21 protein-coding genes and 2 pseudogenes are annotated in these 23,638 nt (G+C 52.8%); 6 read left to right on the forward strand and 17 right to left on the reverse strand.

The genetic code is table 11. The annotated features are described in order from the left end of the window. Positions 1–101: 101 nt before the first annotated feature. A pseudogene (locus BS640_RS22240) lies at positions 102–302 on the forward strand (Tn3 family transposase); the annotation flags it as partial. Positions 303–515: 213 nt separating this feature from the next. Here the strand turns inward: BS640_RS22240 and BS640_RS07680 are convergent. The 4 genes from BS640_RS07680 to exaC form a co-directional block, all read right to left on the reverse strand. After that, positions 516–923, reverse strand: coding sequence for a nuclear transport factor 2 family protein (locus BS640_RS07680; RefSeq protein WP_017493396.1), 408 nt, complete (start codon positions 921–923; stop codon positions 516–518). A gap of 168 nt (positions 924–1,091) precedes the next feature. Further along, positions 1,092–1,928: a hypothetical protein gene (locus BS640_RS22160; RefSeq protein ID WP_193791213.1), complete on the reverse strand. Its 837-nt coding sequence runs from the start codon at positions 1,926–1,928 to the stop codon at positions 1,092–1,094. Between the two features lie 352 nt (positions 1,929–2,280). Next, positions 2,281–3,306, reverse strand: a complete 1,026-nt coding sequence (gene adhP / locus BS640_RS07690; protein ID WP_017493398.1) for an alcohol dehydrogenase AdhP — start codon at positions 3,304–3,306, stop codon at positions 2,281–2,283. A gap of 26 nt (positions 3,307–3,332) precedes the next feature. Further along, positions 3,333–4,853 carry an acetaldehyde dehydrogenase ExaC gene (gene exaC / locus BS640_RS07695; protein WP_084912307.1) on the reverse strand — a complete coding sequence of 507 codons (1,521 nt, stop codon included), beginning with the start codon at positions 4,851–4,853 and terminating at the stop codon, positions 3,333–3,335. Positions 4,854–5,138: 285 nt separating this feature from the next. Here exaC and BS640_RS07700 point away from each other — a divergent pair, with 285 nt between their 5' ends. Beyond that, positions 5,139–6,914, forward strand: a complete 1,776-nt coding sequence (locus tag BS640_RS07700; RefSeq protein WP_017493400.1) for a sigma-54-dependent Fis family transcriptional regulator — start codon at positions 5,139–5,141, stop codon at positions 6,912–6,914. 25 nt (positions 6,915–6,939) lie between these two features. Here the strand turns inward: BS640_RS07700 and BS640_RS07705 are convergent, their stop codons facing one another. Together BS640_RS07705 and BS640_RS07710 are read right to left on the reverse strand one after the other, a co-directional pair. Then, a complete protein-coding gene (locus tag BS640_RS07705) occupies positions 6,940–8,277 on the reverse strand; it encodes an ABC transporter ATP-binding protein (protein WP_084912308.1) in 1,338 nt (445 codons plus the stop codon). Positions 8,278–8,288: 11 nt separating this feature from the next. After that, on the reverse strand, positions 8,289–10,025 hold the full coding sequence (locus BS640_RS07710) for an ABC transporter permease (RefSeq protein ID WP_084912309.1): 1,737 nt from the start codon (positions 10,023–10,025) through the stop codon (positions 8,289–8,291). Between the two features lie 234 nt (positions 10,026–10,259). On the opposite strand from BS640_RS07710, the gene BS640_RS07715 reads away from it, so the two are divergent. Then, positions 10,260–12,137, forward strand: a complete 1,878-nt coding sequence (locus BS640_RS07715; RefSeq protein ID WP_026110740.1) for a potassium transporter Kup — start codon at positions 10,260–10,262, stop codon at positions 12,135–12,137. Positions 12,138–12,186: 49 nt separating this feature from the next. Here the strand turns inward: BS640_RS07715 and BS640_RS07720 are convergent, their stop codons facing one another. The 7 genes and pseudogenes from BS640_RS07720 to BS640_RS07750 all read right to left on the reverse strand — a co-directional run bounded on the left by BS640_RS07720 (position 12,187) and on the right by BS640_RS07750 (position 17,834). Then, positions 12,187–12,741: a glycine zipper family protein gene (locus tag BS640_RS07720; RefSeq protein ID WP_017493404.1), complete on the reverse strand. Its 555-nt coding sequence runs from the start codon at positions 12,739–12,741 to the stop codon at positions 12,187–12,189. Between the two features lie 40 nt (positions 12,742–12,781). After that, positions 12,782–13,123: a hypothetical protein gene (locus BS640_RS07725; RefSeq protein WP_017493405.1), complete on the reverse strand. Its 342-nt coding sequence runs from the start codon at positions 13,121–13,123 to the stop codon at positions 12,782–12,784. 318 nt (positions 13,124–13,441) lie between these two features. After that, positions 13,442–14,764, reverse strand: a complete 1,323-nt coding sequence (locus tag BS640_RS07730) for a PQQ-dependent sugar dehydrogenase (RefSeq protein ID WP_017493406.1) — start codon at positions 14,762–14,764, stop codon at positions 13,442–13,444. Then, positions 14,761–15,201 (reverse strand): DUF2231 domain-containing protein, encoded by a 441-nt coding sequence (locus BS640_RS07735; RefSeq protein WP_084912310.1) that lies wholly within the window; start codon positions 15,199–15,201, stop codon positions 14,761–14,763. Before BS640_RS07735 ends, BS640_RS07730 begins: the two co-directional genes overlap by 4 nt. 200 nt (positions 15,202–15,401) lie before the next feature. After that, positions 15,402–16,223: pseudogene (locus BS640_RS07740) on the reverse strand (oxidoreductase); the annotation flags it as partial. A 7-nt stretch (positions 16,224–16,230) separates the two neighbouring features. Beyond that, positions 16,231–17,136 (reverse strand): alpha/beta fold hydrolase, encoded by a 906-nt coding sequence (locus BS640_RS07745; protein WP_084912312.1) that lies wholly within the window; start codon positions 17,134–17,136, stop codon positions 16,231–16,233. A 146-nt stretch (positions 17,137–17,282) separates the two neighbouring features. Continuing rightward, positions 17,283–17,834 (reverse strand): cytochrome b, encoded by a 552-nt coding sequence (locus tag BS640_RS07750; protein WP_084912313.1) that lies wholly within the window; start codon positions 17,832–17,834, stop codon positions 17,283–17,285. A gap of 142 nt (positions 17,835–17,976) precedes the next feature. Between BS640_RS07750 and yqfB the strand changes: the two genes are divergently transcribed. Further along, the gene (gene yqfB, locus BS640_RS07755; RefSeq protein ID WP_017492117.1) at positions 17,977–18,282 is read left to right on the forward strand and encodes a N(4)-acetylcytidine aminohydrolase; all 306 of its coding nucleotides are present in this window, start codon (positions 17,977–17,979) and stop codon (positions 18,280–18,282) included. Between the two features lie 12 nt (positions 18,283–18,294). Here yqfB and BS640_RS07760 read toward each other — a convergent pair whose 3' ends face one another. After that, a complete protein-coding gene (locus tag BS640_RS07760) occupies positions 18,295–18,936 on the reverse strand; it encodes an HD domain-containing protein (RefSeq protein ID WP_017492118.1) in 642 nt (213 codons plus the stop codon). 122 nt (positions 18,937–19,058) lie between these two features. On the opposite strand from BS640_RS07760, the gene BS640_RS07765 reads away from it, so the two are divergent. Continuing rightward, entirely contained in the window at positions 19,059–20,036 is a 978-nt protein-coding gene (locus tag BS640_RS07765; RefSeq protein ID WP_017492119.1) for a GlxA family transcriptional regulator, read from the forward strand. Here the strand turns inward: BS640_RS07765 and BS640_RS07770 are convergent. Further along, positions 20,033–20,896: a LysR substrate-binding domain-containing protein gene (locus tag BS640_RS07770; protein ID WP_084912314.1), complete on the reverse strand. Its 864-nt coding sequence runs from the start codon at positions 20,894–20,896 to the stop codon at positions 20,033–20,035. The genes BS640_RS07765 and BS640_RS07770 overlap by 4 nt on opposite strands. A 142-nt stretch (positions 20,897–21,038) precedes the next feature. Here BS640_RS07770 and BS640_RS07775 point away from each other — a divergent pair, with 142 nt between their 5' ends. Further along, positions 21,039–21,761 carry a sulfite exporter TauE/SafE family protein gene (locus BS640_RS07775; protein WP_017492121.1) on the forward strand — a complete coding sequence of 241 codons (723 nt, stop codon included), beginning with the start codon at positions 21,039–21,041 and terminating at the stop codon, positions 21,759–21,761. Here the strand turns inward: BS640_RS07775 and BS640_RS07780 are convergent. Together BS640_RS07780 and BS640_RS07785 are read right to left on the reverse strand one after the other, a co-directional pair. Further along, positions 21,758–22,318 (reverse strand): DNA-3-methyladenine glycosylase I, encoded by a 561-nt coding sequence (locus BS640_RS07780; RefSeq protein WP_084912315.1) that lies wholly within the window; start codon positions 22,316–22,318, stop codon positions 21,758–21,760. The genes BS640_RS07775 and BS640_RS07780 overlap by 4 nt on opposite strands. Continuing rightward, positions 22,315–23,424: an NAD(P)/FAD-dependent oxidoreductase gene (locus BS640_RS07785; RefSeq protein WP_084912316.1), complete on the reverse strand. Its 1,110-nt coding sequence runs from the start codon at positions 23,422–23,424 to the stop codon at positions 22,315–22,317. The genes BS640_RS07780 and BS640_RS07785 overlap by 4 nt, the downstream gene beginning before the upstream one ends. Between the last annotated feature and the right edge of the window lie 214 nt (positions 23,425–23,638).

The raw sequence follows: 23,638 nt of genomic DNA on the forward strand, positions 1-23,638 counted from the left end.
GTATATACCATTTTATAAAGCGAGATTTATCTATAAGTATTTAAGAGATTGCTGTGTAAAGCAGGAGTTGTGGAAATCAGCCACCGGTGAATGAAAAATAAAACACGAAAATCAAAGCTAGCGGACTGACGCTGCTGACCGCGGCCATCACTCTGTGTAATAAGGTGTAAAGAGAAAGGAGGATTGACGCATTAAAACGTAAGAGAGCGAAGTTGAACAAGCCGCTGCTGCCGCATTGGTCCGCGTTAGGCTGGGAGCCTATCAATCTGACTGGCGGTTATAATTTTCGATATACAAACTGATCCCCTTGAAGCCCGTGATTCATTGATAGGCTTAAAACCAGGAGCGAGGGCAGTGGGATGCCTGATATGGCTATGAGGTGGATGGTGGTGTGCAGAAGGTAAATTCCTAAGTGACTACCATATCGTATTTAACATAATATACATTATGCGCACCAAGGTATCGGTACGTCGATTCTGAGCTTTTGGGCTTTAGCTCGACCTTGTCTTCAATTATTAGCTTTTGGGGATTATCAATCCTTTGCTATTTGCTGCCGGCGTTCCCTGATGAAATCTCATCTGCCAGCGTCCACTTTTTTCATTGAGCTTCCAGATCGACGACCGCAATGTTTGCCGTGTTACGTTTCCTACGTGGTCGCGGGTAAAACTTTCGTAAGTCAGCAACGTCACCCGATCCTCTAGAAGACTACATTTAAAATTGCTGGCCACTATTTCTAGCCGCTCAGTTTCCTGCAGTAAACTTTCTATCACCTCCTGCCTGACATATACCTTTCCAGAGCGACCTATCTCCGTGAACGCCGGGTGCAGCAAATCCTCGAGCATACTGGCATCGCTGCGAATTCCAGGCTGATGGAGCTTCCTTTCGAGTGTGATTAGCCGCTGAGTTAATATATCGAGTTCCATCTTTACTCCTAAAAGATCGCGCTACGTGAAATCTGAGTACTTTGCGGCCCCAATTACCCGTAATGATGGCGAGAGAGATAGGATTATAATAGAAGTTGTCGTATCGGGATTATCGGTGGCGCGCAAGGGAATTCTCCCCTTGCGCTCTGTCAGGCAGATTTTATAACCCTACTCTGCCGACGTTGGCGTTGGCGTTGTGGTCGTCGTTGATGAAGACGCGGCTGCTGGCGTTGTCGTTGAAGTCGATGAAGACGTCGTGGACGAATCTGTTGGCGTCGTCGCCGTGGACGAAGAAGATGTTGAAGACGCTGCAGGTGCGGTTACTGAGGTTGACCCCGTCGAGGCCGGCGTAGTTGTTGTGGTCGAAGCAGCGGCCGGAGTTGTCGTGGCCGAAGTAGACGCTGGCGTGGTCGCTGAAGTTGCTGGCGTTGCTGGCGTTGACGTCGAAGTTGCTGCCGGTGTCACAATCGAGGCTGGCACCGCAGGAACCCCCGTTGCCGCTGGAGTCGCTGGAGCAGCAGGCGTCGCAGCCGGAGCCGGGGTTGGAGTCGGGGCTGGCGTATCGAAAATCACCTTGGTGGCAGGACGCACTTTGAACGATGGCGTCGTATCCGTCACGGAGTAATTGATATGCTGTTCGTATTTCGTCGTGGTAGTCACCTCAACCGCAGGGATAGTCACACGACCCACCATTGAACGTGCGTAACCCCCGATTTTGTGCTTGCCGGCATTGACGTGCAGTTCAACGGTTTGACCCAGGGCCAGAATACCGGCGTCTACACCGTCAACCGTCACGTAAATTGGTGCACCGTCATCAGCCAACTCTCTAAGATGAGTCACAGTCACTACCGTCGGTCCGGTAGAAAAATCCGTTGCCTGAGGCTTGGCCGGAGTTAAGGCTGAGGCAGCGGCCGAGGTGGCTGCTGAGGTAGCTGCGGTAATCTTTGCGCAGCCGGTCAGCGCAAAAGCTGTCGTGACAGCAATCAGGGTGAAACGGTTAATCATGTTGCGACGTCTTCCTATCGTGGTTTTGTGACTTGTGCACCAATATAACCTATCTCGGGATCGAGATGAATATCAGCTTAATTTTCTTACACAAAACTCGCAGCGATTGCTAATTTATATTGGGGTGAACGGCAGCGAAATGAAACATGAAGGCATCTCTCCTGTGAGAAGTTACCGGTAGTGGAATGACAGAGTGACAGTGTCACGGGCCAAGTATATGGCAACGCAGGAGCAAATGGGCTTTTATGAGGGATGGAAAATCGTCGTTGATTAACTCGAAGATATGCTAACAGTCTGAAAAAATGACTTTATATAGAAGAGGCCCCGAGCGGAGCCTCTTGATAAGCCTGTTTTAAAGAGCTAAATCGACCACGATGCGCCCTTCAATTTTGCCTGCATGCATACGGGCAAAAATATCGTTAATATTGCTGAGAGGTTCAACCGCAATATTCGCCGCCACTTTATGACGACCGGCAAAATCTAACGCCTCCTGCAGATCTTTACGTGTACCTACAATCGAGCCGCGGACGGTGATACCGTCAAGTACCATATTGAAGATTGACAGATCAAAGGTGCCCGGAGGCAGGCCGTTTAAGACCATCGTCCCCCCACGGCGCAGGGTGCCAATGGCTTGCTCGAACGCTTTAGGCGAGACGGCGGTCACGAGAACGCCGTGTGCACCGCCGAAACTTTCGTGGAACACTGTTGCTGGATCCACGTTTTTCGCGTTGGCGACCACGGTTGCCCCCAGTCGCCTGGCAAAAGCCAACTTGTCATCATCAATATCGACCGCCGCGACGTTCAGGCCCATGGCGACCGCATATTGAATCGCCATGTGGCCCAGCCCGCCAATTCCCGAGATAACCACCCAGTCGCCCGGCTTGGTTTCGGTCATTTTAAGACCTTTATAGACCGTGACACCTGCGCAGAGGATCGGTGCAATTTCGTTATAGCCCACGTTATCGGGCAAGATACCCACGTAGTTTGCATCGGCCAAACAGTACTCAGCAAAGCTGCCGTTAACGGAATAACCGGCGTTTTGCTGCGAATGGCATAGGGTCTCCCAGTTGTCCAGACAGTGTTCGCAGTGGCCACAGGCGGAATATAACCAGGGCACTCCCACGCGATCCCCCTCTTTTACGTGCTTTACGCCCTCACCTACGGCAACCACATACCCAACCCCTTCATGACCAGGAATAAACGGTGGCTGCGGTTTAACCGGCCAGTCGCCCTCCGCAGCGTGTAGATCCGTGTGACAAACACCGGTGGCAACAATTTTTACTAACAGTTGCCCCGCTCCAACTTCGGGGATCGGGACTTGTTCAATAACCAAAGGTTCACCAAAGGCTTTCACTACTGCGGCTTTCATCGTTTTCATCTTGTCACTCCATCAAGGAAACAGGCTTAAAACAGACCTAAAGGCGCCGTGTCATAGCTGACCAGCAAATTCTTGGTTTGTTGATACGCGGTGAGTGCCATTTTGTGCGTCTCGCGTCCCACACCTGACTGTTTGTAGCCACCGAATGCCGCGTGTGCCGGATAAATGTGATAGCAGTTGGTCCATACACGACCGGCCTTGATAGCACGTCCCATGCGATACGCGAGGTTGGTGTCTCGTGTCCAGATCCCGGCACCGAGACCAAACTGAGTCTCGTTGGCGATCGCCAATGCTTCAGCCTCGTCTTTAAAGGTGGTGACGCCGATGACAGGTCCAAAAATTTCTTCCTGGAAGCTGCGCATTTGGTTGGTGCCTTTAATCAGCGTTGGCTGGATGTAGAAACCGTTATCAAACTCCGGAGCGATGCTAGCGCGAGCTCCCCCGACGAGAATCTGCCCTCCTTCGTCGCGGGCAATATCGATATAGGAAAGGATTTTATCGTACTGCTGGCGTGAAGCCTGTGCACCGATCATGGTGTCAGTGTCCAGGGGATCACCACGGTGAATGTTGGCAATTTTTGCCATGACGCGTTCCATGAATGGCGCATAAATAGATTCATGGATAAGCGCGCGTGAAGGACAGGTACAGACTTCGCCCTGATTGAAGAAGCCCAGCACTAAGCCTTCGACCGCCTTTTCAATGAATTCAGGCTCGGCGTTCATGATGTCGGCGAAGTAGATGTTCGGCGATTTACCGCCCAACTCTACGGTGCACGGGATAATATTCTCTGCCGCGCAGGCCATGATGTGGCGGCCAACAGGGGTGGAACCCGTAAAGGCAATTTTGGCGATACGCTTGCTGGTTGCCAGGGCTTCACCCGCCTCTTTACCATAGCCTTGGACCACGTTGAGCACGCCAGCCGGGAAGAGATCGCCAATCAACTCAAGCAGCAACGTAATGCTTAGCGGCGTCTGCTCTGCCGGTTTCAGGACCACACAGTTACCTGCAGCCAGCGCCGGGGCAAGTTTCCAGGCGGCCATCAGCAGTGGGAAGTTCCAGGGAATAATTTGGCCGACAACGCCAAGAGGTTCATGGAAATGGTAGGCCACGGTTTTTTCGTCAATCTCTGCCGCACTGCCTTCCTGCGCACGCAGACAACCTGCGAAATAGCGGAAATGATCGGCCGCCAGCGGCAGGTCGGCGTTCAGGGTTTCGCGAACCGGCTTACCGTTGTCCCAGCTTTCTGCCACCGCCAGGTATTCAAGGTTTTCTTCAATACGCGAAGCGACCTGTAACAGCAGGTTGGAACGATGTTGAACGCTGGTTTTGCCCCAGGCGTCGGCCGCTTTATGCGCCGCATCCAACGCTGCATCAATATCTCGCGCATCGGAACGCGGGAATTGGCCGATGTCGCTGCCATCAACTGGGGAGGTATTCATGAAATATTGACCGCTAAGCGGTTCTACGAATTTGCCATCAATATAGTTACCGTAGGCGGCTCTGAGTGAGAATAAAGCGCCTGTTGTTCCGGGATGTGCATAACGCATCGCAAACTCCTTATGTAGGTTACGGCTATCAGAGATAGGCAACCGCCACAGCAAACTCTGAATGGGCGGCATACGGTTGCCTAAGTTACATTGCAGGCGCCGTGCCAATCTTTCACTTTACGACTTTTAGTAAAATATTTTTATTTATTAGATATTTAAAAGAACCCAAGCCGCATGTACTTCTCTGCTGTCACCTAAATTCTCGTTATGTGTTGCAAATCGCAACACTTGCAAAACCAAATTACTACAATAATGCAACACATATTAATGGGCTTGAGGTTACCAATGCAGGGAAATTCGTCAGCCACTCCCCCCTCCGCGACAGCACCTAATTTAGTACTGAGTGACTCCTGGTTTCGCAGCGAGCTTTATGGCCTGGACCGCACGGCGGACGACTTTCCACGCATCCGTCAAAGCGAGCTCGCCGACCTGCTCGCCAATAACGCGGCGCTGCAACAGTTTGCACGGCCTGCCATTAAGGCACTGGCCGAGAAAATTGCCGAAAAACAGTCGGTGGTTGTTCTTTCTGATGCCACTGGGATGGTATTGAATTCGTTTGGTGATATGCAGGCATTGCAAAAAGCCCAGCGTTTTGCGCTCGCCCCCGGTAATTTATGGAGCGAATGCGGCCGGGGAACCAACGCCATCGGTACTGCATTGGCCATTGACGGTGGCTGTGAAATCTACGGCCATCAGCACTATCTCACTAGCAATCAAGGACTTTACTGTGCGGCGACGACGCTGCAAACGCCAAACGGACAGATTGCCGGCGTGCTGGATATTTCTGGGCCAGCGCAGTATCCACATCCCCATACCCTGGCATGGGTGAAAGAAGCGGCAAAGCACATCGAATATCTGTGGATGAAACAGAGCCTGAATCCTGACCAGTGGCTGATGAGTCTGCATCCGCAGATCAATGGTCTTGATAACGTTGAGGAAATGCTGCTGATATTTTCAGATAACGTGTTGATGGCCGCCAATCGCGCAGCGATGCATGAGCTGGCTCTGGACATCACCGACTTCGGTAGCCAAACCTTCCAGCAGCTTTTCCCGCAGACTGAACAGCAGGCCAATAGCGTGCCGCTGCCCATCACCTCCCGTCATCAACAGCGCTACTTCCAACGCCTGCGCGCTCCGGCGCGTAGCCATTTCCCATCGGCGTCTGTCCCTGAGAGTGACCTCTTCCTCGCGCTTCGTGGCAACGCCGACAAAATGGTGCGCCTGCTCAACGCGGGCGTATCGCTCTGCATTCAGGGTGAGACCGGCAGCGGCAAAGAGTATGTCAGTCGGGCTTTGCATCAGCAGAGTCGCTGGAAAGCAGGGAAATTTGTCGCCATTAATTGTGCGGCCATTCCGGAATCGCTGATTGAGTCCGAGCTCTTCGGCTATCAGCCAGGTGCCTTCACCGGCGCGAGCAAGAATGGCTACATTGGAAAAATTCGTGAGGCTGACGGCGGCGTGCTGTTTTTGGATGAGATAGGTGATATGCCACTTTCGCTTCAGACACGTTTGCTGAGAGTGCTTCAGGAGAAAGAGGTTGCGCCGCTGGGTTCGGCACGCAGCTGGCCGGTAAGTTTCGCCGTAATTTGTGCGACACACCGCAATCTTCTTCAGCGGGTTGCCGACGGCGGATTCCGTGAGGACCTGCTGTACCGTTTACAGGAATTCTCGATGACTATTCCGCCGCTGCGCGAGTGGCCGGCCCTTCCCGCCTTTATCGCCCAGCTCTGGCGAGAACTGGGCGGCGAAAAGCGCGGCATCGTTTTATCACCCGCGCTTATCGAAATGCTGGTGAAAAACCGCTGGCCGGGAAACGTGCGTCAGCTGCGGAGTTTAATGAAAGTGTTGCTTGCGCTGGCGGATGACAATTCAGTACTCGGCTGTGACTCCTTGCCTGAAAACTATCAGCTTGAGGTCAGTAAACCTGTTCCTGCACTACACGAGCATGACGATCGGCTCATTGACGAAACGTTGAGGCGTTTTAATGGCAACATCAGCAAGGCGGCACAGGCTTTAGGGATTGCACGCAGCACGCTTTATCGGCGTGCCGCGCGGCGTTAATATTTTCTATGTCCGGGCGCCTAAATTAGAATTCGACGTCCTCGAGGCTGAAGTATTCGGTCTGGTCATTGTAGGAAAATATCTCGGCATATCGGCCCCAGTTAACGACCGTATCCAACGTCTCCTTGGCGGCACCGTCTGACAGGAAGTCTTCAAGCTCCTGCTCGAAGCGAACGCGTGGCGCGCGATGTCCGGGGCGATCGTCAAGCACGGTTTTAATCAGCGCCGCCAGCGGCACAAAACGCAGCAGATGTTCTGCAAACATCACTTTGCGCTGCTGGGTGTCGATATCAGCAAAAATACGCGCCTGCGGCGTCAGGAAAATGTCCCCTTCACGCACATCGGCAAAGCCCAGCGATTGCAGAACTTCGGCGATTGGGAAGAGATCGTCGACCTCAAGATGCAAAGTACGCGCTATGTCTGGCATATCAGCACGGCCAAAGTAAGGCTCACCCGCCAACGTCTCAATCAGACCCGCAATCAGGTTAGTAGAAACGTGCGGCAGTCGCGTGCCGAGTTTTAGCCCTTTTTTCACCGTTTCACTGTTGGGACGTGCGGTCATTTTGGCGTACACGTCATCAACCAGACGGCGGAACTGTGGGTCCAGTCGATTGCGTGGATGTGGGAATGGCACCTTGATTTCGGCAATGACGCGACCAGGATTCGATGACAACACTAGAATACGGTCACACATAAACACCGCCTCCTCGATGTTGTGTGTCACTATCAGTATCGACTTGATGGGCATCTGCCCCTTATTCCACAGGTCGAGCAAATCGGTACGCAGCGTCTCGGCGGTCAATACGTCCAGCGCAGAGAAAGGTTCGTCCATCAGCAGCAAGGTCGGGTCAACGACTAGCGCACGAGCAAAGCCGACTCGCTGCCTCATTCCGCCCGAAAGCTCACGCGGGTAGGCGTTCTCAAAGCCGTCGAGACCGATAAGGTCGATGGCCGCCAACGCACGTTTTCTGCGCTCTCCGGCGGCAACGCCCAGCGCCTCTAGCCCGGCTTCTACGTTTTGTAACACGGTCAACCAGGGGAAAAGCGCAAAGGTCTGAAACACCATTGCAACGCCCTGCGCTGGCCCGTTCAGCGGTTGCCCAAGATAGTCGACGTTACCCGAACTTGGGGTGATCAGGCCGGAAATAATCCGCAGCAGCGTCGACTTCCCTGATCCAGAACGCCCCAACAGCCCGACAATCTCACCTTCGCGCAGCGTGAGATTAACATCATCCAGAATCAACACTTCGCCGTGGGTTTTATCATACCCGTGATTCACGTTTTTCACCGCGAGGATCTCTTTACGCCCTTCCGCTTTAGTATGCTGAGCGCCAGCGTTCAACGTATTTTGATTGTCTTGCATAAAAACGGTCCTTAATCTGCACGGAATCTGGATTCGGCGTAGGCATATAGAGGCCGCCACAGCAGCCTGTTAAACAGGGTAACGAACAGTGCCATGACGGCAATGCCGAGGATAATTTTCGGGAAGTCGCCCGCCGCCGTGGTCTGTGCAATGTAGGCACCCAGCCCATGCGCCGTCACTTTGGTGTCGCCCCACTGTACAAGCTCAGAGACGATACTGGCGTTCCACGCACCGCCTGAAGCCGTGATTGCACCCGTGATGTAGTATGGGAAAATACCCGGCAGCATGACCTGTTTCCACCATTGCCAACCGCGGATATGGAAATTAGCCGCCGCTTCACGGTAATCATTCGGAAATGCCGTGGTTCCTGCCACCACGTTGAACAGGATATACCACTGGGTTCCCAATACTATCAGCGGTGACAGCCAGATATCCGGGTTGAGGTGGAAATGGACGATAACGATAACAAACGCCGGGAACAAGAGGTTTGCCGGGAAGGCCGCCAGAAACTGGGCAATAGGCTGGATTTTACCTGCCAGCCCCGGACGCAGCCCAATCATTACGCCAAGCGGCACCCAAATAATTGACGAAATAAAAATAAGCACCGTTACCCTGAGCAGGGTTATCAGGCCCAGAACCAGCACATGCCCCACGTCGCCGAGCGTGACTCCGGTTTGTACATAGGAGATGACCCGATAGGCAACATAAACGGTGAGCAGAATAACCAGCAAACTCCAGACAATATCGCCCCAGCGGGAAAGGCGTTTCTGTTCGATTTCTGGACGGTGCGCTCTGAAAGTCGGTAAACGCAGCGGAATACGTGCAATCAGGGAGAGCAACAGCCCTATCGGTGATAAGAGCTGGTGAATGAGTCGAGTCTGCCGCATCAAGTCGAGCACCCAGGAGGTCGGTGCGTCGCTGGAGCGGGTATTCTCCATGCGAAATTTATCGGCCCAGGCAACCAGCGGCCTGAACAGCAGCTGATCGTAGGCCAGAATCACCACGGTCATGGTCAACAACACCCAGCCAACGGCATGAATATTCTTGTTTAAAATCGCTTCGGCAAGATAGCCGCCTATTCCCGGTAAGGTAAAGGTGTTGTTACCGACAGTGATCGCTTCGGAGGCCACGATGAAAAACCAGCCACCTGACATTGACATCATCATGTTCCAAATCAGCCCGGGTACGGCGAACGGCACATCCAGCTTCCAGAAACGCTGCCACGCCGTGAGGTGGAATCCGCGTGAAACCTCGACCAAATCACGTGGCACGGTACGCAGCGACTGGTAAAAACTGAAGGTCATGTTCCACGCTTGACTGGTAAATAGCGCGAAGATAGCCGCAAGCTCCACCCCCAGAACACGGCCGGGGAACAGCGCGATAAAAAAGGTGACGGTGAAAGAAATATAGCCCAGCACCGGCACCGACTGCAGGATATCCAATATTGGTACCAGTACTTTCTCGGCACGACGACTTTTGGCGGCCAGCGTTCCGTAGACCAGGCTAAACAGCAGCGCAGCTACCATCGCAACCAGCATTCTCAGCGTAGTGCGCAGCGCATACTCGGGCAAATTTGCCGGATCCAGAGAAATAGCCTGCGTCTTTAGGCTGGTGATGGGCAAGAGTGTTTGATGAAACCCCACCGCTGCCATAGCAATCAAACCGATAATCAAGGGGAAAGCAACGCCATCCCAGGCATTTGGCAATAGGCGCCAATTAGCGGCGTTAACATTAAAACGGAAGTTCATAAACCCTCTCTTTGTATCGTGGGGTCGAATTTGTGCGCCATTATTCAATATACTTATTAAACAGATGCTCTCAACGAAGCACTGTTCACAGTAAATTTATAAAATAAGTTTAATTTAGCATGACAGCATTATGTGACTATTCTGAGTATAGCTACCCTTTGCGTCAGGCACAGGATAAAGACTGGCCATAAAGACAATTAAATCATTGAAATGGAAACTTTCGAGGTATGCGGGATGTCAAGTGACAACGTAACGGAAAAGCAAGACTCACCCGGCCTGAAAATGCTGGCCTTGGGTGCTTTAGGCGTGGTGTTTGGGGATATCGGTACTAGCCCACTTTATACCTTAAAGACCGTACTCTTTTTATCGGGCGAAGCCCCCTCACCTGGCGTTATTCTTGGGCTGCTATCATTAATATTCTGGACATTGGTCATTGTCACCTCGCTAAAATATGCGATGTTCGCCATGAGAATGGATAACAACGGTGAAGGCGGAATTATGGCCTTAATGTCGCTGCTGGTGAATAAAAACAGCAAACGGCCGCTGGTTATTTTCGCCGGAATTTTCGGAGCCGCGCTTATTTATGGTGATGGCGCTATTACCCCGGCAATTTCGGTGCTCTCTGCACTGGAAGGGATAAATATGGTTCTGCCGGAGTCGAAAACGGTCATTGTTACGGCGACGGTAATTATTCTGGTGACGCTATTCTCGATACAGGCCATGGGCACGGCAAAAATTGGTAAGCTGTTCGGCCCTATTATGGCGCTGTGGTTTATCGTCATTGCCGCATTGGGTATTTGGGGAATCGTTCAGCACCCTGCGGTTCTCGTGGCGCTTAACCCCGCCCACGGCGTGAAATTTCTCTTCTCACACGGCATGGCCAGCTTCCTCGTTTTAGGCGGTGTTTTCCTCTGCGTTACCGGTGCCGAAGCGCTCTATGCCGACATGGGACACTATGGCCGTCGTCCCATCTGGCTTGCCTGGTTCGGGTTGGTCTTTCCTAGCCTGTTGTTGAATTATGCCGGTCAGGCGGCGCTGATTCTTTCCGGTGCAGACGTGACTGAAAATATATTTTATCGGCTCTGTCCGCCTTCACTGTTAGTTCCGTTGGTTATTCTCGCCACCCTTGCCACAATTATTGCCAGTCAGGCGATTATCAGCGGTGCGTTCTCAATGACGCGGCAGGCTATTCAGCTCGGATGGCTACCGAGGATGCGAATCAAACAGACTTCGGCAGAAAGTTACGGCCAAATATATATCGGCGTCATCAACTGGCTGTTAATGGTCGCGACGGTATTTTTAACCGTGTTTTTCCAGTCTTCCGACCGGCTCGCCGCCGCCTATGGTATTGCCGTTTCTTTCACCATGATCATGACCACCGGGCTGATATATGTCTCGATGCGCGAGGTGTGGCGCTGGAATCTGGTGATAAGTCTGTTGGTGGCAGGCGTTTTCTTTATTGTTGATATCAGCTTCCTGGGCGCAAACCTGATTAAAATCCTTGAAGGGGGTTATATTCCGCTGCTCATGGCGGTGGCGCTCTACATCGTCATGATGGTCTGGCATCGCGGTGTCGAAACTGCATCACGCATTATTCAGGATAAAACGCAGCCGGTGAGTGAATTCCTGGCTGAGATAGAGATGCATCAGGTGCCACGCGTTCCTGGAACTGCGGTGTTTCTGACGCGTTCGAGCGGTACTCCGACCATTATGCGTTGGCACGTATCGCGCAACGGTTCCCTGCACGCTCAGGTGCTGGCGCTGAATATCCATATCGATAACGTGCCCCGCGTCTCTCCCGCCGAGCGGTTACAAATATGTAAGGTTGCCCCGAACTTCTGGCACATCAAGGCGCATTATGGGTTTATTGAACAACCCGATATTTCCAGCCTGTTCAGCAACAGTAAAATTCAGGAATTGAATCTGGATAAAGAGACCATGACCTTTTATGTCGGACATGAAACTATTTTGCGCCGTCAGGGGAAAGGAAGAATGCCTGCGTGGCAGCGGCATCTGTTCTCATTAATGGTTCGCAACAGTGCGCACGTCACCGACCACTATCATCTGCCGAGTGACCGGGTGGTCGAAATTAGCCGCCAGGTCGCACTGTAATAAAAAAGCCCGGGGATCTCCCGGGCTTTGAGTGACAGCGCGTAATACATTAATAGTCCGGCGGCGCACCGGCATCTTGTTGTGGATAATCTGGCGGAGCCCCGCTGTCGCCTGGATTATAATCCGGTGGCGCACCCGCATCGGATGGCGATACCTCGTAGCCTGCTGGCATCGGTACTTTGTCGCCTTTCGCATACATACATTGGATATACACGCTGTTATAGCGCTGCTGTATGTCGTCGTTACTTTCCATTGATGAGTCATTGCCCATCGCGCTGCCGACAAGCAGGCCACTGCCCGCACCAATCAGCGCGCCGGGGCCAGCGTGGCCGGACGCAGCGCCCAGCAAGGCACCGCCTGCCGCACCGATAATCGTTCCCGCAGCTGCCGTATTCACGGCACTGTTGTTTGCCTGCTGTGAGGCCTGATTCAGTCCGCTGCGTGCATAGTTCTGGCAGGTGGAATCGTCGGCCATAAACTGCTCGTAACTCTTACCGGTTCCCGGCATCGCCGTCACATTAGGACCGGTCGGCGGGCTCACACAGCCGGATAAAAGTACGGTTCCCAGCGCGAGGGCAACGGGTGCGAACGCAATGATTTTCATGTTACTTGACCTCGAATAGCCGCAATCGAATTAGGGTTAATTACCGTGGTGCCAGTTTCTGCCAACCGGTTGGGCAGCGTGGTATCTGCGGGTAATAACCTACCGGGTTGTGGCAGTAATAACTGGCAGAGGCCGGTTTTTGTACATAGACCTGGGGCGCCGGAGGCGTCACGTAAACAACCGGTGGTGGGCCATAATACGGAGGCGGTCCCCAATAGTAAGGATCGGGTCCCCAATAAGGGCCTACGCCGACGACGACGCGTGGGCCGCCCCAACCGCCACGATAACCGCCGTGGTGATACGGATATGCCTGGGAAACACTGCTTGCACCTAACCCGACCAGCAGGGTTGCACAAATCCCGAATAGTGTGAGCTTTTTCATCACAGACCCTCGAATGCAGATTAGAAAATGATTAATAGTAATATACGCCTGCTTTCGGAAAGTGTTATCAGGTGAAGGAGTAAAACATTCGTAAAATTGCGGTGTAAATAATGGAGAGAGTGTTTGAAATGATGTCATCTTATTGAAAAGTGCCCGCCGAGGGCTATAAAAGGCGGGCATCTGAGTTTTATAAACGATTTGTTTAATATATACAAACCATAAACGAAGTTGGATTTGTAAATTAAAACGTAAATAAAATCGTCAATTAAATTCCAAATAGAGCTTCCTAATAAAAACCCTGTTTATCACGCCTGTATTTTATTGGCTGTCCTGCCCCGTAACGCGCCATACGGTATTGCCAGCATCATCGACAATCAGCAATCCACCCAGCTTATCCATCGCTAGTCCGACTGGCAATCCGCGCACCTGTTTCTGATCTTCGGTCAGGAACCCCGTCACGACAGGCTTTGGTTGCCCTACCGGCTTGCCGTCCTTGAAGGCAACATACACGACCTGATAGCCATTGAGCGGTTTGCGATTCCAACTGCCGTGCTCACTGATAAACGCCCCGCCGCGATACTCGGCCGGAAGGTTGGTGCCGGTATAGAACCAAAGCCCCAAGGGGGCGACGTGCGAGCTGAGCGCGTAGTCCGGCCTGATGGCCTTCTCGACCAAATCCGGGCGCTGCGGCCTGACCCGCTGGTCAACGTGCTGGCCGTAATAGCTGTATGGCCAGCCATAGAAAGCGTTTTCCTGCACCGAGGTCATATAATCAGGGACCAGATCGGCACCGATTTCATCGCGTTCATTGACTACTGCCCACAGTTTGCCGGTTTGCGGCTCCCACTGTAGCCCGGTCGGGTTGCGCAGCCCGCTGGCATAAATACGGCTCGCACCGGTTGCCACGTCTACCTCGAGAATATCTGCACGACGATATTCAGCGCCGATGCCATTTTCCGTAATGTTGCTGTTAGACCCTACGCCGACGTAAAGCTTGCTGCCGTCTGGGCTGGCAAGCAGCGACTTGGTCCAGTGATGGTTAATCGGACCGCCCGGCAGATCGGCAACCTCAGTCGGCGGTTCGGTTATTTGCGTTTCCCCGCTCTGATAGGGGTATTTCACCAGGCCGTCGGCGTTGGCAACGTAAAGTTCATTGCCAATCAGCTGAACGCCAAACGGCGAGTGCAGATTTTCGAGGAAAATATGCTTTTCCCAGGTCTTGCCATCGCCATTGGCATTTCTGAGCAGAGTAATGCGATTACCGCCGGGCCCGCCTTTACCCGAGGCCTTCTGTACCATGCCCATGATGATTTCTTTCGGTTTACTGGTCACCCCCGGCGGACTGTTGGCTTCGACCACCAAAACATCGCCATTAGGCAACACCGTTATTTGACGAGGATGCATAAAGCCGTCTGCAACCTTCGCAATTTTTAGGCCTTCTGCCACCTTTGGCGTCTCTGCCGTTTTCCATGTAGTGCCGCTCGGAACTTGCATCGGCGGCAGTAGGAAATTTTTGGCCGCTGGCAACTCGGGATTGCTCCCCGTCTGCTTTTCGGGGGCAATTTTGGCCGCCTCATCGCAGCCTGCGAGTAGCAACGGCACAGTCAGCGCTAGCACGGATAACGCAAAGCGTTTTTTCATTTTGCTTCTCCATAAGCTTTGCGTTGGCGCAGGGCAAGCTGCAAATTGGCGATAAGCAGTAACAGTACCACCAGGCTCGAAAGCGTGACGCCCGCTGGCACCACGGCAAAGGCGTCGCGGCTGTGAATAAAGGCGTTGAAAATCGACAATATGATAGCTAGCGCACTGGCCCAGAAATGCAGTTTTACCGCCGAACTCTGCGGATAAGAAGTACCGACCCACACCTGTACCAGATTAATTAAACGCGGAATAATGGCGATCAATAAGCCGAAAACAATCAACCAGCTGGCCGCCTGAGTCCAGGCTATTTCGCTGCTATAGATATAAATAATGTCAAATATCCAAGCGGCAGTGAAAAAGCCGATCGGCAGCGGATCGAGAAGCGAAACAAACCCTGCGGCAAGCGCAGAATTTTGCGGTGTTATGAGGGACGTCATTCACAAGCTCCTTATAAAAAATAAATCACAGCGAGAGGCCGGATAAACGCGCCTTCACTCAGGGTGCTTGTAAATATTAGTAAAAATTATTAATTTATGTACGCAAGTAATAATTAAAATTAATTAATTGCGTATTGGCACGATAATTATCAGCGCTTGTAGCAGCATTTTTGGGAGAACTTTCGCTCTCCCGGCTTTATTTAGCTCACCTGTTTTTCGACGTACTCAAGCGCGGCCCGTAGCGATTTTTCATTCGGGTGGTTAGGGAGTAAGTGAATGGACTCGGTAGATTTTAGCGTGCGTGCAATCAGACGAGCTATCTGCTCATCGTCATGAATATCAACCCGAAGTTCAGCCAGGCTGACCGGCAAATCCAGACGCTTGTAGAGAGCAATCAGCTGAGCGACCACCTCATACTGCTCCAGCAAGGCACTCTGCACCAGAATGCCATAGGCCACCTTGGTACCGTGCAGGAAGGCATCGGTTTGTGGCAAGGCGGTCAGCCCGTTATGAATCGAATGAGCCGCAGCGATGCGGGTAAAGCGTTCGCCAAGACCGCCCACCAGCCCGCCACCAGCAATGATAGCGTCGATAACGTTGATAAGCGGTTTGCTCAGCTGATTTTTACTCTGCGCCTCAAGCGCTCTCTCGCTTTCGTTAAGTAACACGTCTCGAAGGGTGAGCGCGGTGTTTAGACCCAGCTGTGCGGTCAGCGGAAGCTCAGCAGGCTGCGGACAAAGCACCACCGCTTCATACCATTTCGCTAAAGTATCGCCGATGCCGGCAAGCAAATACTCCTTCGGCGCCTGTAAGATAATCTGCGGTTCGACCACCACCAAATGATTAGCGTCATTGAATATTTCATAACTCAAGGCCGTACCTTGGTCGCTATACCAGACCGACAGTGGCGTCCATGCGGCACAGGTCGCGGCGATAGTAGGAATAGCCACTACGTTAAGATTCAGACGACGCGCCACCGCCTTGGCGGTATCCAGCACGGCACCGCCACCGATGCTCGATATATTCATTTTATAAATCAAAGAAATCACGCAGCGCCTTTTCAACGGCTTCAGGCTGTTCTTCCTGCAGGAAATGTCCACTTTTAGCAATGACCGTCCCCTTCACGTTTTCAAAGAATGGACGTAAGGGTGTCGCCATATCGGCAATCGAGCCTTGTTCAGCGCCGATCGCCAAAACCGGCGTTTTCAGTTTACCCAAAGATTTGAAATGTGCATTTTGTGCCGCAGAAACCGACAGCGCGCGATAGTAAGCCAGACCTGCACGAACGCCTCCGCTTTTAGTGAAGGTACGCAGATACTCATTAATATCTTCTTCGCTAAAGGCATCAGGGGCGGCGGTTTTTCTTCTCAGGAACCACTCAAGATAAACGCGTTCCTTTCCGGCAATAAGCGCCTCAGGCAAGTCAGGGATCGCATGGAAAGCGAAATGCCAGGTCCTCCAGCCTCTTTCTGTGGAATGAGGCACGGCATCGGGTAATGTCACTCCCGGAATACCGGCATCCAGAATGGCCAGTTTCTTTATCTCGTCACCAAACATGGCAGCATACGGATAAGCGACCCAGGCCCCGACATCATGGGCGGCAAGATAATATTCAGTCACCTCTAAAAGTTGCAGGAGCGAACGCACTTTAGTGGCCACGGATTTTGTATCGTATCCTTCAAGAGGCTTGTCTGAATCGCCCTGACCCGGAAGATCCGGGGCAATAATCCGATAGTGTTCTCCTAAAGCAGGCATAACTTTGCGCCACGAATACCAGCTTTCTGGAAACCCTGCCAGAAGAACCAACGTCTCCCCTTGTGCGTTACCGCCCGTCACATAATGAATCCTGACACCCTCGAGTGTCTCATAGTGGTGCGTGAATCCCTCTACAGCGGGAGCGATTGGAGAAAGGCAAGAGATTGAGTTTGCCGTCATTAGGTAATCCTCGTTATTTAGGGAATGATCATTTCCTAATTTAGCGGCAGAGTGACCAAAAAGCCACTCTTGTGTTTCTAAATAATCAGCAAGCAACAAACAGAGTGAGTCAGGAGCGGCATCTCTCCTGACTCAAGAAAGGAAAATCAGGCTTTTTTATTGCGGACCATACTCAGTAAAACCGAGTCTTTATCAACGAAATGATGCTTCAACGCAGCGAGAATATGCACCACCACCAGCGCACCGGCAAACCAGGAAAGGTAGATGTGCACCGGTTTGGCAATGGAGACTAATTGAGGATTCTTTGCGACCAGTCGCGGAATATCGAACAGATAGGCAACCGGCACGTTATAGCCGCTCCCCCAACTCAGCAGACATCCACTGACCGGGAGAATAATCAAAATCAGATACAGCGTCATATGTGCCGCATGCGCCGCTCTCTTCATAAGGAGAGAAATACTGTCAGGCAGCTGCGGGGCCGGGTGGGTATAGCGCCAAAAGACGCGAATAACGATGAGGAACAGGATCAAAGTAGCAATATTCTTATGCAGATCGATGGTGGATTCCTTTGCCGGGCCACTGGGCATAATATTGGCGCAATAAAATCCAATCGCCCATGCGACAATAAAGATTGTCGCCATAATCCAGTGTAGTCTTTGTGCCGTCTTCGTATAGTAAGTACCCGTGTTTGCTTTCATCGAGGGGTTCCCCGTGGAGGTGAGTAATAGCAACATTAGCATGGGTATTATTAGGGCAGATAGCAATTTGCTGTAGGGAATACGTCTGTAGACAACTGAATTTGTAAACAATAATGACCAAAATATTCGCTTAGGAACATCCATGAAAAACATCACCTTCTATCGCCGCTTTGAGGCCGATATTCTTGCCGGACGTAAAACCATTACGCTAAGAGATAAAAGCGACGCCGATTATTCACCCGGTGATAAAGTCAGCGTAGCGCGTTATGAAGACAATCAGTTCTTCTGTCACATTGTGGTTAACTCGGTGACGCCGGTGCTTTATGAGCATCTCGATGACACCCACGCCCAACAGGAAAATATGACCTTAGACGAGCTGAAAGCGGTGATCGCCGAGATTTATCCTGGGATCACCGAACTTTATAAGATTGAATTTACGCTGCAATAACCCAGTTAACCGCTATGAAGGCCAGCGTGAAGCGCGGATAATCGAGCAGAAATTGCCTTTATCAAAACCGGGCTGTTTGTCGGCAATAACATCCGCCTTCACGTTACCAAAGGTTGTCTGCGGCTTGTCTTTAACCCCCTGATAGAAAGCTTCGATAATGTCTTCTTTGAACTGCGGGGTACGGGGATGCGCCGCAACTACCGCCTCACGTTCTTCGTCACTGTACCCTGCATAGTTAATCCCCAGTACGTCCATCTCGACGCCCGCCGTCACCAGCGCAATAACCGGGTCCATAAATTCGGGAATACCCGGCGTGGTGTGAAGTGCAATCGCGGTCCAGACTTTATCAATATCTGCCTGGCTAATCTGATGCTGGCGTAAAAAGTCGCGCGCCGCGTTCGCCCCATCAACTTCAAAACGTTTGTCACAGCTACAGTGGTCGTGGGTTAAGCCCATATCGTGGAACATACAGCCGATATACAGCAGTTCGTGGTCAACGACGACCCCACGCTGTTGTCCTGCAAGAGCGCCCCAGTAATAGACGCGGCTGGAGTGATTGAACAATAATTCTGATTCGGTATCACGCACGAGTTCGGTTGCCTGCTGTGCCATACGGCTGTCTGGGATATGAATGCCTTTAACGTTGAGTGTCATGATGTGTCCTGCCTGTCGGGTTGAAAGTATGGAATGACAATAAACCTCGCGCAGCTCGTCCTCAATCGTACTATTATGACTATATAAGACATTATGACCTCCTGAGACATCGGAACAAACGAATGATCAAAAAAGTGCAGATTTTGGCAATTCCCGGCGTTCAGCTGTTGGACGTCTCCGGCCCGCTCGACGTTTTCGCCGAGGTGAATCAGCAGATGGGACGCAAAATTTATCAGCTGGAGGTGCTGGCAATCGACTTGCTCAACGTGGTGACCTCATCGGGTATTTGTTTGCTGGCGCAGAAGCGGCTCCAGGATGACGCCGATGAAACTGCCGACACGCTGCTTGTCGCCGGTGCGCCGGATATTGCGCAATTTATTCCGTCGTCTGAACTGCTCGACAGGCTCCGCCAGCGTGCTTTAAACAGCCGCCGTTATGGGTCGGTGTGCACCGGCGCCCTGCTGCTTGCCGCGACCGGCCTCTTGGAGGGGCATCGCGTCACTACGCACTGGTCGGTCGCCGAGGCGTTTGCGCAAAGTTATCCGGGGATTCAGGTCGATGCTGACGCTATTTACATCGCCGAAGGCCCCCTGCGCACGGCGGCAGGCGTTACCTCTGGATTAGATCTGGCATTGATGATGGTGGAGGAGGATTTGGGCCGTGACGTCGCGAAGACCGTCGCCGCGCAGTTGGTGATGTTCTTTAAACGCCCAGGCGGCCAGATGCAGTTTAGCCGCATGGGGCGCACCTCGCTGAGCGGCCGCTCGGCGCTACAAGACCTGCAACGTTGGGCGATTGGCAATCTGGAACATCCGCACTCCGTGCAGTCGATGGCCGAACATATGGGCGTTAGCACCCGCCATCTTTCACGTCTGTTTACGCAGGAGATTGGCCTGACGCCGGGAGAATGGCTGGAGCAGGAGCGCATCAATTATGCGCGCCATTTGCTCGAGTCTGCCGAGCTCACGCCAAAACAAATTGCCGCCAAATGCGGGTATTCAAGTATCGATATTTTGCGCCGTGCGTTTTACCGTCAGCTGAAGGTCAGTCCGGCGCAGTACCGCAGCTACTACAAAGATAAAAGACAAAATCGGGCTTAAGCACGATCACCGGCGGCATAGGCCTCGGCGGCTGATTTCAGCCAGGCACAGAAGATATCCGCCTTGCGATTTTGCTTTTTCCTGCGGAGTGTAACGTAGCTGAGTCCGCTTTCGATAAACCCCTGCGGCGCAATCAATCTCCCTGATGCAACATCATCGGCAACCAGTGGCCACGGGGCGATAGCCACACCTAACCCTGCGGTTACCGCCTCCAGCATAAAGTAAAAATGCTCAAATTCGGCTGAACCCTGCTCCCCTGTTTCTACGCCAGCCCGTTGGGCCCAATCCGCCCATGCACTCCTGCGTGAAACGGTATGCAGCAGCGACGCCCCCGCAAGGACGACCGAGGGGGCATGAACCGGACCAAACTTCTCATTAAACAGTTCGATAACCTGCACCCCTATCGGCCAAGGCGCTTTACCGACGCGAATCGCGACATCGACGTTATTGCCAATCGGGTCAGACGAGGTTCCCGAAGAGTTCAGGCGTACGTTAATGCCGGGATGCGCCGCCTGAAAATGATGCAGGCGCGGTATCAGCCAGCGCATGGTAAAAGTGCCGGGACAAGAGACGTCTAACGCCCCTTCTGCACTGTCGGCAATCTGGCTAATCGCCGTTTCCATTTGGTCAAAAGCGGCGGTGAGCGCGGGCAGCAACTGACGGCCTGTTTCCGTCAGTCTCGGCGCATGTTTAGACCCATCAAACAGCGGAACGCCGAGCCAAGCTTCTAACTGCTGCACCTGTCGACTAATCGCACCGTGAGTCACGGAAAGTTCCTCGGCACCGAGTTTTATCAGGCCTAACCGCGCGGCAGCTTCGAAAGCACGGAGAGAATTCAGCGGTGGAAGTCGTCTGGCCATTGTGACTTTTTCTCACTTAGGGTTCGTAAAGATATCGATTAACTCCCATTAAATCACCGCATAAATTGATATGCAACGCAGTGTTGAGCGGATCCCGCATCAATTGATGAGTAAAAAAATCACATAGCTAAGGGAATTTATCATGATTTATCTCGCCATCGTTATTCTGGGAGGATTCGCCGGGTTCGTCAGCGGCATTATTGGTACCGGCGGGTCGATTATCCTGCTGCCGATTTTATCCTGGAAGTTTGGGCCACAGGTTGCGGTGCCGATGATGGCCGTGGCCTCGATTCTGAGTAACTTTTCCCGGGTGATTATCTGGCGTAAGGAGATAGACTGGCGCGCCTGTTTGACTTACTCCGCGTTGGCTGTTCCGGGTGCCGTGCTCGGCGCCAATACGCTTTGGGCGCTGCCGCCGAAGATATCCAATGTCTGTATCGGGGTCTTTTTTCTGGCGCTGGTGCCGCTGATGGCATGGTCGCGCAGGCACAATCTGACGCTGAACACCTGGCAGTTGGCGCTGTGTGGGCTGGTCGTAGGCTTCCTGACCGGTATGGTGTTCTCGACCGGGCCCATGACGGTGCCTATTTTCTCAGGCTTTGGGCTGGTCAAACAGGGCCTGATAGCAACCGAATCCGCCGCATCGCTGATTGTTTTCCTGACCAAGACCTCAACCTTTGGCGTGCTCGGCGCCCTGCCGTTATCGGTGGTTCTGAGCGGCATTTTTGTCGGCGCGTCGCAGATTTCCGGCATCTATCTCAGTAAAGGGCTGGTGTCGAGAATGCCCACCAAAATCTTTCACCTTCTGGTGTCGATGATGATGCTTGCCGCAGGCGCATCGATGTTGTGGGACGGCGTGATTTAAAAAGACAGCGCGTGACGTCGGAAACAGTCCGGGTGGTGGCTATTGATGATTCCGGTCGCTTCCATCCAGGCATAGACGATGACCGGGCCAACGAAGCTGAAGCCGCGCTGTTTAAGCTCTTTTGAAATTTGCTCTGAAAGTGTACTGCGAGTGGGAATGGGGCCTGTATGTTGAATCGGTGCGCCCCCAACGTGAGACCAAATCCACTGCGAAAAATCCTCTCCTTTTTCCTGCATGCGTAAATAGGCGTGGGCATTCTTCACCACCGCTTTTATCTTGGAACGCGAACGAATGATATCGGCATTCGCCGCCAGTCGCTCAATGTCCTCTTCGGTAAAAGCCGCCACCTTCTGCGGATCAAACCCACAGAAAGCTTTTCTGAACGCCTCGCGTTTCTTGAGAATGATACGCCACGACAGTCCGGCCTGAAAACCGTCGAGCATCAGCTTCTCCCACAGGGCGCGGCTATCAAAAACCGGTACACCCCATTCGGTATCGTGATACTGCTGCATCAGCGCATCGTTATCGCCCCAGGCGCAGCGTATAAGGTTGGTCACGGTTTAGGCTGGCTCAGGCGCGAAGGACGATAAGCCTCGAGTTCAGCGACCGGCGTACCCGCTATCTCGCGAGTGACTAAACGCGCCAGTAAAGGTGACAGCGTCACACCACTGTGCGTCACAACGGTGTAATAACCGGCCAGCCCTTCGGTCGGTCCCACAATAGGATAGCCGTCCTCAGGCAAGGCGCGAATTCCCATACGTGCCTGATACTGCTCGGGTTTCAACTCAGACAGCTTTGGCCACACCGCCGTTGCTTTGCGGATAATGTCGGCTGCCAGCTCACTGACCCGCGACGCTGGCGTGCTCTCGTCAATGTCATAGACCCCTTCGTTAGGGCAAAGTAGCGTAACGCCTTCACCGTCCGGACGACAGTGGAACAGCGGCGTTGCCAATACGTGGCTGACGGGGGCGTACTCGGCAGGAACGCGGATCAGAATGCCGGTGGTCGGTGCCAGTCTTGTCGCCAGGCCGTCGTTGTAGGGGGACTTGTCGGACCAGCGGCCGCTGGCGTTGATGGTCAGCTCAGCGCGGTGCAGCGTTCCGTCAGAGGTTTTTACACCGGTGACGGTATTCCCCTCCTGCAAAATTTCGTTCACCCGGCTCCCGGTCACAATCTTTGCACCTTCGGCGGCGCTGGCCTGCAACAGCAGCTGAATATATTGCTGGGTATCGATCCAGCCTTCGGACGGAAACCAGCCGATCGCGCCCTGGGTGCCGTCGAGATGGATTTCAGGCTCCAGCGCCTGAAGCTGCTCGGCGCTAATCCACTCCGCGGGATACTGATACTGCTGGAGTTGCTCAACGTTATCCTGCATCGCCTGCTGCTGGTCGGCAGCGCGCCATTCCAGACAACCGGTCAGATTAAGCCAGGGGGCTTTACCCAAGCGCGCGGCCAATTCGCTGTGCGCCTGCATTCCGGCAGCGTTAAGACGCTGATAGGCTTCTGGCGGCTTGCCGTGGGAGTTTATCCAGGCAAATGAGTTGGCGCTGGTGCCCTTTCCGGCTTCACCCGCCTCAAGTAACGTCACAGAATGGCCAGCCTGCGTCAGTTCCCAGGTCAGCGATGCACCGACCATTCCTGCGCCAATAACGATAATTTTCATCAGTTCTCCAGAAGGTTACAGTCTGCATCACGTGACTACAGGAAAGAGTAAGTGAATAGTTAACTTAATCAATAAAGTAGCCAAGCGCGTGCGGTGGCGCAACTGTTTTATCCCAGGGTAGGCAACTTGGTTTTTGACTCAGAGGCCTGTGGGCACTGTCATTGTCGTGTCATAAATCGACATTAGGGTGGCTGCTATCAATAAATCCCAAAGA

The organism is Rouxiella badensis, assembly GCF_002093665.1.
GTDB lineage: Bacteria > Pseudomonadota > Gammaproteobacteria > Enterobacterales > Enterobacteriaceae > Rouxiella > Rouxiella badensis.

Bases quoted from the DNA above. Each gene is read 5' to 3' on its own strand.
- BS640_RS07680 (WP_017493396.1), bottom strand. From the start codon at position 923: ATGGAACTCGATATATTAACTCAGCGGCTAATCACACTCGAAAGGAAG.
- BS640_RS22160 (WP_193791213.1), bottom strand. From the start codon at position 1,928: ATGATTAACCGTTTCACCCTGATTGCTGTCACGACAGCTTTTGCGCTG.
- adhP (WP_017493398.1), bottom strand. From the start codon at position 3,306: ATGAAAACGATGAAAGCCGCAGTAGTGAAAGCCTTTGGTGAACCTTTG.
- exaC (WP_084912307.1), bottom strand. From the start codon at position 4,853: ATGCGTTATGCACATCCCGGAACAACAGGCGCTTTATTCTCACTCAGA.
- BS640_RS07700 (WP_017493400.1), top strand. From the start codon at position 5,139: ATGCAGGGAAATTCGTCAGCCACTCCCCCCTCCGCGACAGCACCTAAT.
- BS640_RS07705 (WP_084912308.1), bottom strand. From the start codon at position 8,277: ATGCAAGACAATCAAAATACGTTGAACGCTGGCGCTCAGCATACTAAA.
- BS640_RS07710 (WP_084912309.1), bottom strand. From the start codon at position 10,025: ATGAACTTCCGTTTTAATGTTAACGCCGCTAATTGGCGCCTATTGCCA.
- BS640_RS07715 (WP_026110740.1), top strand. From the start codon at position 10,260: ATGTCAAGTGACAACGTAACGGAAAAGCAAGACTCACCCGGCCTGAAA.
- BS640_RS07720 (WP_017493404.1), bottom strand. From the start codon at position 12,741: ATGAAAATCATTGCGTTCGCACCCGTTGCCCTCGCGCTGGGAACCGTA.
- BS640_RS07725 (WP_017493405.1), bottom strand. From the start codon at position 13,123: ATGAAAAAGCTCACACTATTCGGGATTTGTGCAACCCTGCTGGTCGGG.
- BS640_RS07730 (WP_017493406.1), bottom strand. From the start codon at position 14,764: ATGAAAAAACGCTTTGCGTTATCCGTGCTAGCGCTGACTGTGCCGTTG.
- BS640_RS07735 (WP_084912310.1), bottom strand. From the start codon at position 15,201: ATGACGTCCCTCATAACACCGCAAAATTCTGCGCTTGCCGCAGGGTTT.
- BS640_RS07745 (WP_084912312.1), bottom strand. From the start codon at position 17,136: ATGACGGCAAACTCAATCTCTTGCCTTTCTCCAATCGCTCCCGCTGTA.
- BS640_RS07750 (WP_084912313.1), bottom strand. From the start codon at position 17,834: ATGAAAGCAAACACGGGTACTTACTATACGAAGACGGCACAAAGACTA.
- yqfB (WP_017492117.1), top strand. From the start codon at position 17,977: ATGAAAAACATCACCTTCTATCGCCGCTTTGAGGCCGATATTCTTGCC.
- BS640_RS07760 (WP_017492118.1), bottom strand. From the start codon at position 18,936: ATGACACTCAACGTTAAAGGCATTCATATCCCAGACAGCCGTATGGCA.
- BS640_RS07765 (WP_017492119.1), top strand. From the start codon at position 19,059: ATGATCAAAAAAGTGCAGATTTTGGCAATTCCCGGCGTTCAGCTGTTG.
- BS640_RS07770 (WP_084912314.1), bottom strand. From the start codon at position 20,896: ATGGCCAGACGACTTCCACCGCTGAATTCTCTCCGTGCTTTCGAAGCT.
- BS640_RS07775 (WP_017492121.1), top strand. From the start codon at position 21,039: ATGATTTATCTCGCCATCGTTATTCTGGGAGGATTCGCCGGGTTCGTC.
- BS640_RS07785 (WP_084912316.1), bottom strand. From the start codon at position 23,424: ATGAAAATTATCGTTATTGGCGCAGGAATGGTCGGTGCATCGCTGACC.